General features: G+C 50.4%; 12 protein-coding genes and 2 pseudogenes. 8 read left to right on the top strand and 6 right to left on the bottom strand.

Going from position 1 to position 15,330, the window contains the following annotated elements:
- The first annotated feature begins 107 nt into the window (after positions 1 to 107).
- Positions 108 to 1,439, top strand: coding sequence for a site-specific integrase (locus tag JDW18_RS19350; RefSeq protein ID WP_218241198.1), 1,332 nt, complete (start codon positions 108 to 110; stop codon positions 1,437 to 1,439).
- Here the strand turns inward: JDW18_RS19350 and JDW18_RS19355 are convergent.
- A protein-coding gene (locus JDW18_RS19355; protein ID WP_218239616.1) for an IS3 family transposase occupies positions 1,426 to 2,576 on the bottom strand; the annotation gives its coding sequence in 2 pieces (ribosomal slippage) (positions 1,426 to 2,330 and positions 2,330 to 2,576; 1,152 coding nt in all). The genes JDW18_RS19350 and JDW18_RS19355 overlap by 14 nt on opposite strands.
- 37 nt (positions 2,577 to 2,613) lie before the next feature.
- On the opposite strand from JDW18_RS19355, the gene JDW18_RS19360 reads away from it, so the two are divergent.
- The 5 genes and pseudogenes from JDW18_RS19360 (at position 2,614) to JDW18_RS19375 (ending at position 7,970) form a co-directional block, all read left to right on the top strand.
- On the top strand, positions 2,614 to 3,159 hold the full coding sequence (locus tag JDW18_RS19360) for a hypothetical protein (RefSeq protein ID WP_218241199.1): 546 nt from the start codon (positions 2,614 to 2,616) through the stop codon (positions 3,157 to 3,159).
- Positions 3,156 to 4,895, top strand: coding sequence for a site-specific integrase (locus JDW18_RS19365; protein WP_218241200.1), 1,740 nt, complete (start codon positions 3,156 to 3,158; stop codon positions 4,893 to 4,895). Before JDW18_RS19360 ends, JDW18_RS19365 begins: the two co-directional genes overlap by 4 nt.
- A 58-nt stretch (positions 4,896 to 4,953) precedes the next feature.
- Positions 4,954 to 5,179 (top strand): annotated as a pseudogene (locus JDW18_RS22710) (IS110 family transposase); the annotation flags it as partial.
- A gap of 243 nt (positions 5,180 to 5,422) precedes the next feature.
- Positions 5,423 to 7,087: a hypothetical protein gene (locus JDW18_RS19370; RefSeq protein ID WP_218241201.1), complete on the top strand. Its 1,665-nt coding sequence runs from the start codon at positions 5,423 to 5,425 to the stop codon at positions 7,085 to 7,087.
- 4 nt (positions 7,088 to 7,091) lie between these two features.
- On the top strand, positions 7,092 to 7,970 hold the full coding sequence (locus tag JDW18_RS19375; RefSeq protein ID WP_218241203.1) for a hypothetical protein: 879 nt from the start codon (positions 7,092 to 7,094) through the stop codon (positions 7,968 to 7,970).
- 43 nt (positions 7,971 to 8,013) lie between these two features.
- Here the strand turns inward: JDW18_RS19375 and JDW18_RS19380 are convergent, their stop codons facing one another.
- From JDW18_RS19380 to JDW18_RS19395, 4 genes and pseudogenes are all read right to left on the bottom strand, one after another.
- Positions 8,014 to 9,141, bottom strand: coding sequence for a DNA cytosine methyltransferase (locus JDW18_RS19380; RefSeq protein ID WP_218241205.1), 1,128 nt, complete (start codon positions 9,139 to 9,141; stop codon positions 8,014 to 8,016).
- Positions 9,141 to 10,937 carry an Eco57I restriction-modification methylase domain-containing protein gene (locus tag JDW18_RS19385; protein ID WP_218241206.1) on the bottom strand — a complete coding sequence of 599 codons (1,797 nt, stop codon included), beginning with the start codon at positions 10,935 to 10,937 and terminating at the stop codon, positions 9,141 to 9,143. The genes JDW18_RS19380 and JDW18_RS19385 overlap by 1 nt, the downstream gene beginning before the upstream one ends.
- Before the next feature lie 729 nt (positions 10,938 to 11,666).
- A pseudogene (locus tag JDW18_RS19390) lies at positions 11,667 to 12,093 on the bottom strand (transposase); the annotation flags it as partial.
- Between the two features lie 60 nt (positions 12,094 to 12,153).
- Entirely contained in the window at positions 12,154 to 13,194 is a 1,041-nt protein-coding gene (locus tag JDW18_RS19395; RefSeq protein ID WP_218241207.1) for an IS481 family transposase, read from the bottom strand.
- Between the two features lie 317 nt (positions 13,195 to 13,511).
- Here JDW18_RS19395 and JDW18_RS19400 point away from each other — a divergent pair, with 317 nt between their 5' ends.
- Complete coding sequence (locus JDW18_RS19400; protein ID WP_218241209.1) at positions 13,512 to 13,961, top strand: bacteriohemerythrin; 450 nt, start codon at positions 13,512 to 13,514, stop codon at positions 13,959 to 13,961.
- Positions 13,962 to 14,054: 93 nt separating this feature from the next.
- Positions 14,055 to 15,008 (top strand): MBL fold metallo-hydrolase, encoded by a 954-nt coding sequence (locus tag JDW18_RS19405; protein ID WP_218241211.1) that lies wholly within the window; start codon positions 14,055 to 14,057, stop codon positions 15,006 to 15,008.
- On the opposite strand, the gene JDW18_RS19410 is transcribed toward JDW18_RS19405, so the two are convergent.
- Complete coding sequence (locus JDW18_RS19410; protein WP_218241213.1) at positions 15,009 to 15,275, bottom strand: DUF2798 domain-containing protein; 267 nt, start codon at positions 15,273 to 15,275, stop codon at positions 15,009 to 15,011. It lies immediately after the preceding gene.
- Positions 15,276 to 15,330 lie beyond the last annotated feature (55 nt).

The following is a 15,330-nucleotide window of genomic DNA, read 5'->3' on the forward strand; positions in this document are numbered from 1 at the left end:
TCTCCCGATTCATCCCGTTGGAGCATGTTTGGCACCGCATTTTGTGACCCGGTGCCAATTTTGCGCCACTGAACTCCGCAACGTGCCAACGGCACACGGAGTACGAGATGGCCAGTATCACCAAACGCAGCTACGTATCTTGGCAAGTCGCTGCCAAAGACAGCACGCTCAAGATCAAGCGAACTTTTTTGAGCAAAAGCGAAGCGCTCGACTTCGCCAAACAGCTTGAAGGCGATGGCATTGCGGTGGCCAAATTGGCTAAAACCGAGACCCTTGCGTGGCAAGTCCGAGTACGCAAAAAAGGATTCCCAGAACTGGTGGAAAGCTTCGCAACCAAGACGGAGGCACAAGCCTGGTCGGTGGCTCGCGAAGCGGAAATGCATCAGCGCAAATTCGTGGATTACCGCGAAGCCGAACGCCATAGCTTGGGTGACTTGATGCGCAAGTACGCAAACAAGGTTCTCAAAGACAAGCGATCCGACCACCCAGACCTGGTACGCATTCACAAAATCTGCCGCCATCCGATCACCCAGATTGCGATGCACATGCTGCAACCAAGCGATGTAGCGGCTTATCGTGACCAGCGACTCGAAGGAGGCTTCGTCGAACCTGCAGACACCAGAAAGCTGAGCCTTGCCTTGCGAACCTGGTCACCCATCAAAGGTGCCAGCGTTAAAAAGGAAATGGAGCTGATCTCCCGAATCATCAGCATTGCCATGCGGGAATGGAACATCCATCTGCCTTTTAACCCGGCATCGGGCAAACACTGCACCCGCCCCGAGGCTCAAGAGGGCGACGAGCGCAACAGGCGCCTGGAAGACCGGGCGCCAGAGATCCTGGATTGCAGCGCCAAAGGTAACGTCGAGCGAAATCGCCGCAAGTATGCGGATCTTGAATATGTTCTCGATTCAGAAATTGAAACGCTATTGAAAGCCGCTGGCGGTGAGCAAATTAATTTGCTGCGTGCCTGCCGCTATCCTGAGTGGTTTCGCCCTCAGAAAAAAGAAGTGACTGCAGCCAGCTTGCGCTCACGCAAGCTAAAAAAAGTCAAGCCCAAAGTCAAAGCAAGACTGCGCCAAGGCTTGCGGCTCTGGGCGATCGTGAGTTTTGCGATTGAAACCGGCATGCGCCGTGGAGAGATGCTGGCCCTACAGTGGCAGCATCTGCATCACACCCCAGACGGCGCCTATCTGTTGCTGCCAGCGGCCATCACCAAGACAAAAACCGAACGAGTCGTGCCCTTGACCTTGCGTGCCGAGCGCATCTTAAAAACCCAGCCAAACGTCGCAGAGTTGATCTTCAACAGCAACTACGAAGCTCTCAAAACAGCGTATCGACGTGCCAAAGAAAAGGTCCAGATTCAAGACCTCAGACTGCACGACCTACGCCATGAAGCCACCAGTCGACTGAATCGCCCCGGATTCCCTAGACACTTTTAAGCCGTTGGGAATGGCGTTTCTCGAACTCTATCGGAGAAATATCTCCTGCAGTGCCGTGACGCCTTTTTGGGTTGTAGAACATCTCGATGTAGTTGAAGATATCTGCCCTTGCGTCCTCGCGCGACGTGTAGATCTGGCGACGAATTCGCTCGCGCTTGAGCAACTGGAAGAAGCTCTCGGCCACTGCGTTGTCATGACAGTTACCGCGGCGACTCATGCTGGAGACTAGGTTGTGATCTCGTAGGAAGTCCTGCCAGTCATGCCCGGTGAACTGACTTCCCTGATCCGAATGCACCATGACCGCCTGATCAGGTCGACGACGCCACAGAGCCATCAGTAGTGCATCGAGTACCAAGTCGGTATCGATGCGGCTGCCCATGGACCAGCCCACGACCAGACGGGAGAACAGATCAACCACCACTGCCAGGTACAGCCATCCCTCGTGAGTGCGGATGTACGTGATGTCGGTCACCCACGATTGATTGGGCTCATCCACAGCGAAGCGGCGCTGCAGGTGGTTAGGGGCAACTATGGCGGGCTTGCCTCCGCGCATCCCAGGGCGGCGCCGGTATCCCGTTTGCGAACGCAGCCCTTGGAGCTTGAGCAAACGGGCCACGCGGTGTTTACCGCAGCGCTCTCCCAGATCCCGCATGTCCAGTGTGAGCTTGCGGTAGCCGTACACACCACCACTTTCAAGCCAGGCTTGTTTGAGCAAACCTTGCAGTCGCAGATCATCCCGAGCCCGTGGGCTGACGGGTTCAGCTTTCCAAGCGTAATACCCGCTGGGATGTACCACCATGACTTTGCACATGCTACGAATGCTGTATTCGTGCTCATGTTTCTGAATAAATGCGTACTTCACCCGAGCTGCTTGGCAAAGTACGCTGCGGCCTTTTTTAGGATGTCACGCTCCTCGGTCACACGCTTGAGCTCGGACTTTAGTCTGCGCAACTCTTCTGTCTGCGTAAGTTGAGCTTGTCGCTCTGCGGGAGGCCCTGAATGCGTCTTCAGCCACTGATACAGGCTATGTTGACTAACGCCAAGGCGCTGTGACACGTCAGCGACCTTGTGGCCTCGTTGTGTGATCTGCTTGATGGCTTCGATCTTGAATTCGTCTGGATATTTAGGCTTACTCATGGCACCTCCTATTGGGCCTCGGGATTGAGGCTCAGAAGTGTCTAGAAAACCCGGGGCGATTCAAGAAAAGTTCGGTGCCAGCAATGATACGGTCGGCCCTTTGTTGAAACAATGGGAAGAGCTTCATGCACAGCAACCTGATTGGCCATTGCCCAATTCGGTCCGGGAGCACCTTGAAGAAACGATTCTGACGATCTGGCGCATTGCCTCCACCGCAGCCATGGGCCAGCTGCAAGTGCAAGCCCAATTGCTCAAGGATGAGGTCGAGCAGAAGTCGGGGCAAATGAAGGCGCTGCAGCAGGCGCTGGACCAACAAGTGGAATCGCTAGCCGCCAAGGATTCTCAGTTGCAGCAGTTGGAAGACCAACTGATGGCAGCCACGGATCTCGGCGTGCAAACGGAGCATGCCCTGGCCATCGAGAAGAACCAAACCCTGCGCCTCAATGAACAGCTGCAAACGCTGCAGGCACAGGAATCGCAGCACCGTCAAACAGAGAGAGAACTCGCCAAGCTTGAGGGGCAAAACGAAGAACTGCGCAGACAGATCGAGCAGTTGCAAGTCCAGCAAGGAGGTCACAAATGATCTCCTTGCCCAACTTCTGGCGCATCATGCAATTGCAACAGCAGTGGCGCAAATTGCATCGCCATCAGCTGCCGTGCGACATCGACACGCAGGCTCTCAAGCAGCCTGAGCGCAGCTCAGAGCTCATCTCAGAACCCATCTCTGGTAGCCCTCATCAACACATTATCAGGACCGAAGAAGCGAAGCTCTCGCAGGGTTCGGATAATGTGGTGCGTGTCACACCGGAACGGGGTGACTGGCGTAGCCAAGCACCGGCAAATGCGACGTCCGCTGAGGACGGCGAATTTGCTGCCCTGCAGCCAGCCCCAAGGCTGGATGAAGGGCTATCCAGCAGCAAAGCTGCTGGGGAGACCGCAAGGTCTCCAGAGGCATCACGCTCGCCATCCACGGAAGGATGGACTGGTGATGCAGATGCTGAACAACGAGCACTGTTCAGCACCGTGCGGCAGGCACGAGCCATGCTTGCAAAAAAGCAGATCACCAGCATGCAGCGGGGTGACGGCCCACCCAGTGCCAAGACCAGGGCTGACTATCGGCACAAGGGGATGCGGCTCAAAAAAGCGATGCGCCAAGTGGACTCGGATGCGCTCATTTCGATGACGCAAAGTGAAGTTGCCGCAGAGAAATATTTCTTGCACAAGGCCAGCATCGCCTTGGGTGAGTACGCTGCAAGCGGCAACTCTTTTTACGCCATGCGTGCTGCTCTATCTTGGCGATATATGCGCTTGCTGCAAAAGCTCCTTGCTCGGCAAGACAGGTTGCAAAAGCAGACCCAGAAAAATAAGTCGTTGAACCACGAGGAAGCGGTTCCCGCTTCCTCGCCAGTTAGGAGGTTTCTCGACGAAACCAGGATGCGAAGGTATAGAAACTTGCTTGAGCAAACGATGTCCCGGCTGAACGACATGGCGCAGATGACACGCGATACCTGCCAAGCCGCACATTTGGGTGCGGCCCGTCAGAGCATGGATGCAAGCCTCGACACTCAAGGTCCTTCTAAAACATCAAAGTCCGTCAAGGCCTTGGTTGGTCGGCTTAACAAGCGCCGCCCCGAGTGGCAAAACGAGTTTCGGCAGGCCAACAACCAGCCCAGCAAATACAGAGCACAGGCCCTGATTCAGTCGCTCACGGGCATACGTCCCACTGAGTTCGATCCCGACAAGACCATCCCCAAGCTTGCTAAAAACATCCTGGGTGCGAACGCGTCTCCAGGCGTCGTTGTCACTCTCACCAATAAAAACACTCTGCGGGTGCGTGTTCCCGGTGGCAAAGTGCGAGAAAAAGCTGGCCAAGTTGAGCGAAGCTTTGAGCTGCAGATTACTGAGGCCATCCCAGACTGGTTCATTCAAGAGCTCCAAGGTGCAGGAGGCAGCGTGCGTCTATTTGCTGATCCTGACGGCCTCGCCAAGCATTACCAGCGAGTGTCCAGGCGCATGTTCAGCGATCAAAAGTCAAAACGGAGGTTGCGCATCACACCGTACTGCTTCAGGCATGTGACAGCCACCAATCTACGGGAATCAGGCTGGGATGTAGAAGAGATCGCAGCACTGCTCGGAGAGCGCAGTGCCGATACTGTCTCGCACTACGGGTTCAGAAAATCCGGCAGCCGCAAGCCAAAGCATGTGACCAGTCACGCGGTCATCAAAGGAACGGTGAAATGCACTAGCGCAGTCAAACCAGCCAACAAATCAGGATTAAACACGGTTTTGGCGAGAGCATTTAAAAAACGGGCTCCTTGAGTGGTAGAAGTTTCAGGGGTCTAGTCGGCCGCTTCTGGGCTGAAAGCAACACGCTAGGCGATCTCTGTTGATACAGGGCGCCAAAGCAGCTGTGCTCACCGATAAATACAATCTTGATCCCATCTCCCAGTGGGCTATCGCACGGAGGCAACGCAGTGGATGGCAAAAGGCTGTTGTGGCCCTCGCTAATAAAAAATGCTCGCATCCTTTGGGCGCTGATGACACATCAGCGTAACTACGAGGCCAGCCACATCAGCACAAGACCACCCGAACTCATCGCCTAACCTCAATCTTTACTTGCCAGACGTGAAATCAAAGATGCAATAGACAGGTCAGACCAGCAGCAGACAAGCTCGCTTGTTGCATTGTGAGTCACAAGACATCACGAGATTTGAATGGAGCCCTACAGTTCGGCTTGCTCATAGGCCGGGATGCTGCCGCACCTGGTACGCATGTGCAAGCTATCTGCGCCTCGATACAATTGATACGCTGAACAATAACAAGGCCGACTCTGCGGGGAGATAGATATGGCATCACACATGGGTGTGCAAAAAATCGCTACTGAACGAAATTCAAATGTTGAGTATTTTGTCCATTACATATTAGAAGAATTTGCGAATTATTTAAAGAGAACTGGGGGCTGGTCTTCATTTGAGCTCGGCGCTCAACGTCAGTATTCATCAGAAATCGCTAGTGACGTATGGGATCACTGTTTAGTCGGCACTCAACGAAATGGCAAAAAACTGGAGTTGTGGTGCCAAACAACCTGCTATAAAGGCAATGGAACGGGAACCCCTGAACCAAACAAGACGTATGAGGTAAGAGAAACACTTGTTGAAGGTATCTCAATACGTAAGTATTTTTCTGAAAATGCTGGAGCCGACTATCGATCAATTCACTTTACGGTAGGTGATCGGCGCTACACCTATCAATGGTTTCTTGATCTGAAGTCTGCTGTTTACGATAAGTCTGTTTATATTGGTGATCCTGGGTACGATATATTTTCCGATATCGCGGCGGCACTTGGCTCAGTGTTCACAGAAGATGAAAAATCAAAATCACTTTCTGATTGCGTCAAGAAAAACTCAATCTTGGGTGCCTATATAAAAAAGGCAATCGAAGAGCTAAAAGATTGGTGGGGTGACGGGGAGTGCAAAAAATCAAACCTTGCTGACTGTCAGTGGTCATTGGTTGCAAATGAATTCAATTCTAACAATGGAAAATGGCCCGATCTCGCCAAGGTAAAGGGGGGCAATATTAAGGGACGGGTAAATGCTTCAATTTTTGAAGAAAATTCAAACGAGACAGATCCTCTGATTGCAAAAACTGCTATAAAACTTCTAAAGAAAAATCCATTTCTTCAGAGTGCAATAGATATAACATCCAATTGGGAGAGGTTTTGTGTTGAGATAAGAGAGGTGGCGTCAAGTACGACTGACACTAGATATTTCCTTGAAACTTTATGGTCGACACCACTTCCGAAAAGACTCGTCATTCGTCGCCTATTGCTTCGCATTCATACCAATGAATCTGTTGCTTATGTGCAAGATCGCGACATTGAAGGTGTCACCGAGCACAATATCTACAGTGGTGACCATAGTTCGATTCAAGCCAGTACGATTTGTGGCCAGATACTAAGCAAGCTTCAAACTGCTGATATTTTGACTGTTGAATCTGTTGCAGACAGAATTATTGCTAACGGCAAACGCCTTATAAACCAAGCTAGATGGTTTGAAGCAAAGAACGGTACAGAGTTGAAGCCAAGCTTTGACTATGTGGAATTGTCCCTGCTTGAGGCTGGTTATAAAGTTGTAAATCCAACGGCAGCTAGCATTAGAACAATTGGCTATCATTCTGAGATTTCAAGTGAGAATGTTAGACCTTATACAAACCTAAAAATCGTAAAGGATTCCACCGGTAAAATAGTGTGTTTTCTTAAGGCTAAGTTTTTTAGGATTCAGGAGTTTCCTCGTCGCTGTAAGGAACAGGCTTTTGTAGGAATCAGCCTCAAGTATCAGCTGTCGAACCAAACCTTCATCAAGCGATTTTCTGCCCCCTTGATTATGTATGTCGATATGGCGGAGGACTGCGTGCCACCGGAATACGCGATCAAAAGATTAATGAGTTTCGGATGGCAGGTTGTATTTTCTGTTGAAGATTTAATTCAAAGGCTATCAGGGAAGTCGGTGTAATTTGATGCGAAAATCAACCGACGCGACATTTATCAGAGAGTTGTCTTCAAAGTTATGTCCAGATCTGAACGATGTAATCTGGCACGAATCTGAGGTTACTCTCTCCACCTGGGGGCAGGGTTTAGAAACAGGAAAAGCTGTTGAGTTCTTGTCATTGTGCTCACTTATAAAAGCGTTCCAACATAGAGGTCAGGAAGTCAATATTCCAGATTTGTATAAAAATCATCCAGACTTATTCTACATTAGGAATATTCTTCCTCGTCATCATGGTGCACAAGCCGGGCATGACGCGGTTAATGGTGAGTCGCTTCCACTGAAGCTCAGGTTCCTTGGAGCTCTTACGCCTCGTGCGGTTATCCAGCAAAGTGATGGTTACCCTCTTCTTATTTTCAGAGAGGGGCATCCTATTCATTTCATAAACTATGCGAAGCAATACAACATCTATTACTTAGAGCGCCCTGATTTACTGATATCCAAAGCATCAATTGAAATTCAGCTGCTAAACGACAATGAGGTTTCATTTAGCTATAAATATCAAAATGGACTTACCTCAGGGAAGCTTAGAATCGCTAATCATGCCAAGCTTCCCTTGATATCTTTAAGTCACACTGGTGAGCTCGATATCCCAATTTCCGGGATTGTGGAGTGCAGTGTTGGCAAGGGTAGAGATAGGGCTAGCGAGCAACTTGAGGCTTATCGATTGTTGTGTAAAGCGCCGCTGATGCCAAAGTCGGTTCTTGTAAATGGCAGAAGTAAGCGCTGCAAAGAGTATGATTTCGAAATATATATTGATTTATCACTACCAGATACCACGACCGTGGAGCAGGCAATTGTTGGCGGAATGATTGATTTTTCCAATGTGCTTTTAGCAGAGCTAATTTAGGCAACAGTGCCGCTCAACACAGCTACTTGAAACGCTTAGGTAATCATAGCGTCTTAAAAATTTCAGCAAATAACTGGGATGAAAACACAGGAGGAACTGCGTTGCCTATTTGCCGTGCTTGAGAAGTCACTCGGCCTTCAAACTTCACCCAATCTGGAAATGTTTGAAGCCTAGCTTGCTCTTTTATGGTCAGCCTCCTTGTTCCCTCAAGCATCGGAGGTTTCTTGCGTCGAGTACGCGGCACCTTTTCTGGTTTAATCCACGAGGGGATGCTATTCCTTAGCATCTCCTGTAACTCGTTTTGTGGGTCTGCGTACACTATTTCGTCGGTCGGCATTGGGCCGGGTATAAAGGCTGACTCAGCAGGATGCTGGCATAACGCGAATTCGTCACCCCTTACACGCAATGTGAAGGCAGGCTCAGTATGTGCAAGTCTATTACGTGGACCTCTCATTTGTGCGTTTGCACGATGGGAAAAGTAGTTTCCCTGAGGCAACATTAGATCGCTTAGAGCACTATTTACAGAATTGAATGGCTGCAGGTCATCAAAAAATAGAGCTGGTTCTGATTTTTTCTTTCTTGTATCGAAATATCGAATGGTTGGCCAATTAAAAGATTGACCAGAATTATTTCCGACAAATATGGCTCTCTTTCGAAGCTGTGGTACACCATATTGGGCCATATTTATAATTTTGCACTCGACAAGATAGCCTACATTCCTAAAGTCCTCAAGTATTTGCTCTAGAATAACTCCGCCACCTATATTTGTAATGCCCTCTACATTCTCCATTACTATCCATTTTGGCTGGTACACGCCAACCAAATGGATGAAGTACTTATATAAATGATTGCGTGGATCATCTAAAAATCGGAGACCTCGAGCCAAAGAAAAACCTTGACAGGGAGGCCCGCCAATAATTACGTCCACCTTTCCCGGCTTTGTCGCTGGTTTCCATGACTCAATAGGGCAACATGCGACATCCTCCGCCATTGGAAAATTTCGTTTATATGTAGAAATTGAATCGGAATCAATATCTACCGCCCCCAAGGGCACACCACCTGCTATAGAAAATCCAACGCTTAGCCCTCCCGCGCCTGAAAACAAATCAAAACACGTAGGAGACGGACCGCTTGTGGAATACACTTCACGCCCTAAGATTTTATCAATCATTATTTTTCCTGATAAATTTTTTGTACGAGCTCATCAAGTTCTTTTTTCATGCCTTCCGTTTCACCTTTTTTAATCATTAAAGAAACTAGATTGGCAATTTTTTCTTGGAGATCCCCATTCGATAGACATTGACGTGGTAGCGGAAAATCTTTTACAAACTCTTTTTTAAATCTAAATCGACCCTTTGATTTCAGGTTGCCTACGCTAGAGCATCGATGGACAAAGTACTGCTTCGCAAGACTGCTATTTAATATCCCGAGCAGAACTAGATTTTCGCTATTAATGAAATAGGCCCCATCGGGAACGTAGATTCCCTGTTCGACAAGTGAAAATCGTTGGTGCGCAGACAAGTCAGGAAAGGCGATTTTTTTCTTTTCCATTTCTTTGTAATAGCTGCAAGATCGTAGTGTATACCACTGATCCTTATTCTTAATCTCTGCTCGCTTCGCAAGTGCGTCTTTATATGGAGCAAGGAAAGAGATGATCTCTTGATCGACTTGTATTGATCCCATGGGGATAACGATCATGTAATTTATGTTTTTGTGGCCAGTCCATTTTTTTATGTTCGATGGCAATAGCAGTGGCTTTATCCATTTGTCACGAATCTTAGGATCAAAACCTTCGTATTGATTGGTGTTCAGAACAAATGCTTTAGAATATCCAGGGCGTATTCCAGAATAAATTTTAATGTCAAGATCTTGCATTCTTACACAGCCCGCAAATACTCTAGAGTAATCATCAAGTGAGCTCTTTGATGCGTGAAAGGCCCAGCCGGCACTTAGAGGAGTATCAACTAAGGCAGAGTTCAGCGTAATTCTTCCATCAAGCAACGAATCAAGTTCTATTTCATCTTTGATATGGCGATACTGAACATTTTCTACAGAGCATCTTCTCTTTCTGAAAACATAAACGGCAGCATGCAAATCGGCATCTTCGAATACTTTTGTTTCATCAAGATCAATAAATGAATCTAAGCTTGCGTTCTTCAAAAGCCATTTTCGAAGTGGGGCGCAACTTTTTGCCCTTGTATATGCAGCTGGTGAAATGTATGTGAGAACTCCATTATCGGATATATTTGAAATCCCGGCGGCTATAAAATAGGTATAGAGATCAGCGCTGCCACCGTAAAGTCCAGGGAATTTCTGCTTGAGCTTTTTCTTGTACGTAGCAGAGAGCCTTGAAGCACGAACGTAGGGTGGATTTCCGATTATGATATTGAATTTGTCTTTTTCAGAGAATAAATCCTCTTCCTCATGAAATCTATCTAGCGTGTCGCCAAGAATTAATTTCAACTTCCCTGTCTTGATGTAATCAGGTACAGAAATTCCATATGCATTCAGGGCTACAATTATATTAATAAAAGAAACGGCCAACCCTAGCTCTGATATTTCAGAAATCGTAATTTTTGGGAGGCTCAATGGATTATTAGCACCTAGCTTCTCAAAATAGAATCGTAAAATCTCTACAGGGAATATTCCTGCACCCCCGCATGGGTCAAACCAGTGGATGTTGTGGTTCTCGATTTGTGTTTTATTTTTTTCAGACTTCCATCTGAAATAAGCCAAGGACACCATATACGCAGCCATCGGGCGTGGAGTTTCAACAATCCCGTTGGCCGTTCGCGACGCAATAGTTGATTCGTGCGCGAAGTAATGCCTTCCCTCTGACTCAGTTTTCCAGAATTTTTCTAAAACGCGCCTTATATGTGGAAGAACTGAATTGGTTGAGATATCGCACGCCATCACCTTCGATAAATAATCTTCGGCAATTTTTGCAATATGAATAGTGTTCAGCATCTACTGTTCTGATCTGTCTGAGGACGCCTTCATTTTGTGACCCCTGAGGTCGTTTTTTCAACGGATTGTTGTGCGTCACGCCAGTTTTGAATGAGCTGTACAACCGATTGGTTGTCCAGCATGCTGAGAAGATCCAGTACGACCCTCATCCCCACGGGGGAGTTTGTTCCTCGCAGGTACTCCAAGTACGTCCTCGCAGAAATCCCTAGGCGGTTAGCTATTGCTGCTTGACTGATCCGCGAGCGCTCTTTCGCTTCGATGCGATGATGCAACTCTCTGAGGAGTTCGCTGACCGATGGACCGGTCCGTTGCTCACACTTCATACATTATTTTGCGTAGTTTTGATATAATATTGCGTATATTAGCATTGAAACACGCCCCTTGGAAAGCCTTCCTCAACAAAAATGGCAAGCTAGGGAACCTCTGCACTAAGCAGTTCTGAGTGTGATAGGCGTTGTTGCATCACAGAGACTTCCCATAAAAGCAAGCACTGATGGGTTTTCTTTTTGATAGACCTGTCTGCCGTGGTGATCAGGGCGCGTAAAACGAGGAACAGACTGCACATCTACAGACGGGGTTGTGCACGCATGTGTGCGCCCCAAGAAACAAACCGCGCAGCCAAACCTCGTGATGTCTTGCGACTCACAATGCAACAAGCGAGCTTGTCTGCTGCTGGTCTGACCTGTCTATTGCATCTTTGATTTCACGTCTGGCAAGTAAAGATTGAGGTTAGGCGATGAGTTCGGGTGGTCTTGTGCTGATGTGGCTGGCCTCGTAGTTACGCTGATGTGTCATCAGCGCCCAAAGGATGCGAGCATTTTTTATTAGCGAGGGCCACAACAGCCTTTTGCCATCCACTGCGTTGCCTCTGTACGATAGCCCATTGGGAGATGGGGTCGAGATTGTATTTACCGGTGAGCACAACTGGTTTGGCGCCCTGTATCAACAGAGATCGCAGGTAGCCGTCGCTACGTTTAGTGATAGCGCCAAGGCTGGACTTACCTCCGCTGGAGTTTTGCCTTGGTGTCAGTCCCAGCCATGCAGCGAACTGTGTCCCATTCTTAAACTGCTTGAAGTCACCAACGGTGGCCACTACGGCCGATGCACTTAGTGGCCAGAGACCTTTGATGCCTGCTGCACGCTGAACTTGATCATCGTGTAGAAGTTCCGATCTGATCTGACAGTTGCTCCCGTTTCGGGCGGTACGGCTGTCAGATTAATTGAGCGCTTTTACCTTCTCATCCCAGACCTCCTTTGCATCAATCAACGTTTGCATCGGCGTCCTGCCACAGCACATCTTGCCTTGATGTGTTCGCTGCCCGTTGTAGTAATTGATCCAATCGTCCAGATCCGTTTGCAGCTCGTCGATGGAGCGGTAGATCTTGCGCCTGAATGCCACTTGGTAAAACTCCTGCAGGATCGTTTTGTGGAACCGCTCACAGATGCCATTGGTTTGCGGGTGACGCACCTTGGTCTTGGTGTGCTCAATGTCGTTGATTGCCAGATATAACTGGTAGTCGTGCGTCTCGGCCTTGCCGCAATACTCCGTGCCTCGATCCGTCAGGATTCGCAGCAGTCCCATGCCTTGCTCCGTCAGGAAAGGCAGGACTCGGTCATTGAGCAAATCAGCTCCCGTGATTGGTGTCTTGGTGGTGTACAACTTGGCGGCAGCCCACTTGGAATAGGTGTCCACGAAGGTTTGCTGGTAGATGCGCCCGACGCCCTTGATCGTGCCCACATAGAAGGTGTCTTGGCTACCAAGATAACCGGGATGAGTGGTTTCGATTTCTCCGCAGGCCAGGTCATCTTCCCGCTTTCTTTCCAAGGCTGTCACCTGGGATTCAGTGAGAACGGCGCCAGTCTTGGCGACCTCGGCTTCCAGGTTGGACAGACGCTGTTTGAAGCTGGCCAGTTGATGACGCATCCAGATGGAGCGCACACCGGAGGGAGACACAAAGATGCCCCGCTGGCGTAGTTCATTACTTGCACGTAACTGTCCATGCGCTGGCTGCTCCAGGGCATAGGCAATGACGGCCGTTTCGACGGCGTCATCAACCCGGTTCTTGGGATTGGGCTTGCGCCGAGATATCTGGATCAGGGCCTCTACGCCACCTTCTTCGTGGGCATGCTGATAGCGATAGAAAGTGTCACGGGAGACGCCCATGACTTTGCAGGCTTTGGATATGTTGCCCAGCTCACTGGCCAGATTGAGCAGGCCGACCTTGTGCCGGATGATGGTTTGGTTGAAACTGTTCATGAGGTTTCTCCGTTGGGCGCTTTGCGCCCGGATTGATAAAGATTCGTACCCTTATCAAAACGGGAAACCTCACCTGTTGGCAAGGCCCACTGTCAGATCAAGTCTGAACTTCTACACTTCACACGGCAGGGGTCACATGTTCGATCCATGTATCGCGCACCAGACAAAGCCTCTTGAATTTCGGTTCAAGAGGCTTTTTCTATTTCAGATCTTGCATCTGCCTCCCTCTTTTGCAGGATGCTGGCAGGCTTGCGGCTTGCATAATGACTTTCAGAGACAAGGTGCGCGCAGCGCATCGTTCAGAACAAGACACTGCCATGAGCCACACCGCCACCCTGGTCTGGGGAGACCACCTGCTGATGGGCCACGCGCCCATGGATGAATTGCACGAAGAGTTCGTGGAGATCATCGCCCTGCTTCAGACCGCCGAAGACAGCGAACTGCCCAAGCTGCTGCAAGATATGCAGACCCATTTACAGCACCACTTTGCCGAAGAAGACGAGTGGATGCTGAGCACCTCTTTTCCGCCCCGCGAATGCCATATTGACGAGCATGCAGCCGTGCTCAAGTCGGTGGCTGAGGTGCGCGAAAAGCTGGCCGAGGGCAATGTGGCGATTTGCCACGATCTGGTGCGTGCGCTGGCCGACTGGTTTCCCGGCCATGCCACGCACCTGGATTCCGCCCTTGCGCACTGGATGAGCAAGCAACGCTTTGGTGGCAAGCCGGTGGTGATTCGCCGCAATATCCAGACCTCTGCCAGCGACTGAGATGCGTTGACAAAAAAGCGCTGACGACAGGCCATGGCCTGCGCCTCTGCTAGTCTTGTGTTTGGCATAGCAACAAACACAAGAGACAAGCCGATGACCCAAGCTCCCCGCCCTTTGCCCCCCGGACTGACCGTGCTGGAGCGCGGCTGGCTGTCGGCCAACAACATCGTGTTTGCGGCCCAGCCCGGCGACCGCGAAGGTGCAGCCGTGGTGGACACGGGCTATGTCACGCATTCCGAGCAGACTCTGGCTCTGGTGGCTGACACACTGCAGGGCCAGCTACTGGCGCGCATTCTCAACACCCATCTGCACAGCGACCATTGCGGCGGCAATGCGGCGTTGCAGGCGGCTTACCCCGAGGTGCAGACCTATATCGCCCCCGGTCAAGCCCAGCAAGTACGGGTCTGGGATGAAAGCCAGCTCAGCTACGCCCCCACGGGCCAGGATTGCCCACGTTTTGCCATTACCGGCGTGCTGCAACCTGGCACCAGCGTGCAGTTGTCGGGCCGCGACTGGCAGATTCATGCAGCACCCGGCCATGATCCACATTCGGTCATTCTGTTTGAGCCTGACAGCCGCACGCTGATCTCTGCCGATGCGCTGTGGGAGAACGGCTTTGGCGTGGTTTTTCCAGAAATCGAAGGCCAGCACGCCTTTGACGAAGTCGCGGCCACGCTGGACTGCATTGAGCAGCTCAAGCCGTTGACCATCATTCCCGGCCACGGCAGCGTGTTCAGGGATGTCGATGCGGCCCTGGCCACTGCGCGCAGGCGGCTGGATGGTTTTGTGCAATCGCCAGAACGCCACGCAAGCTATGCAGCCAAGGTGCTACTCAAATACAAGCTGCTGGAGTGGCAGCAGATCAGCCTGCCTGCGCTGCATCTGTGGCTGCAGCAAACGCCTTATTTCGGCATGCTGCACCAGCGCTATTTTTCGCAGGAAACCCCGCAGCAATGGGCGCAATCTCTGGTGAGTTCACTCGTCGCCAGCGGCGCTGCCGAGCTGCAAGGCACAGACGATGCCACGCCGGTGCTGGTCAACCGCTGATCAGTGCCTGACCGTCAACGCGACCAGACGCATCACCAGCGGGCGCACCAGCAGCACACAGCAAAAAGCGGCAGGCATGGCCAGCACATAGGCCTGCAGCACATGCTGCACATAGTGACTGTTCAGACCATCCTTGGCGGCAACAATCACGCCGCACATCAGCAGCGCCATGATGGCCGCCATGTAAAAAGCAAAGACCAGCGGGGTAAAGCGCTTGTGCAGACGAAAACGGGATGAGCGGTCTGATGGAGAAGAAGTTGAGGGCATTCCTGTCAGTTTTTCAAAGGTGAACAACGCGGCATGAGGGTAAAGCCAATGGCAT

The sequence above is a fragment of the Comamonas fluminis genome, assembly GCF_019186805.1.
Taxonomy (GTDB): domain Bacteria; phylum Pseudomonadota; class Gammaproteobacteria; order Burkholderiales; family Burkholderiaceae_C; genus Comamonas; species Comamonas fluminis.

What these genes read in the sequence shown, in the direction of transcription:
- JDW18_RS19350 (WP_218241198.1), top strand. Translation starts at nt 108, where the DNA reads ATGGCCAGTATCACCAAACGCAGCTACGTATCTTGGCAAGTCGCTGCC.
- JDW18_RS19365 (WP_218241200.1), top strand. Translation starts at nt 3,156, where the DNA reads ATGATCTCCTTGCCCAACTTCTGGCGCATCATGCAATTGCAACAGCAG.
- JDW18_RS19370 (WP_218241201.1), top strand. Translation starts at nt 5,423, where the DNA reads ATGGCATCACACATGGGTGTGCAAAAAATCGCTACTGAACGAAATTCA.
- JDW18_RS19375 (WP_218241203.1), top strand. Translation starts at nt 7,092, where the DNA reads ATGCGAAAATCAACCGACGCGACATTTATCAGAGAGTTGTCTTCAAAG.
- JDW18_RS19380 (WP_218241205.1), bottom strand. Translation starts at nt 9,141, where the DNA reads ATGATTGATAAAATCTTAGGGCGTGAAGTGTATTCCACAAGCGGTCCG.
- JDW18_RS19385 (WP_218241206.1), bottom strand. Translation starts at nt 10,937, where the DNA reads ATGCTGAACACTATTCATATTGCAAAAATTGCCGAAGATTATTTATCG.
- JDW18_RS19395 (WP_218241207.1), bottom strand. Translation starts at nt 13,194, where the DNA reads ATGAACAGTTTCAACCAAACCATCATCCGGCACAAGGTCGGCCTGCTC.
- JDW18_RS19400 (WP_218241209.1), top strand. Translation starts at nt 13,512, where the DNA reads ATGAGCCACACCGCCACCCTGGTCTGGGGAGACCACCTGCTGATGGGC.
- JDW18_RS19405 (WP_218241211.1), top strand. Translation starts at nt 14,055, where the DNA reads ATGACCCAAGCTCCCCGCCCTTTGCCCCCCGGACTGACCGTGCTGGAG.
- JDW18_RS19410 (WP_218241213.1), bottom strand. Translation starts at nt 15,275, where the DNA reads ATGCCCTCAACTTCTTCTCCATCAGACCGCTCATCCCGTTTTCGTCTG.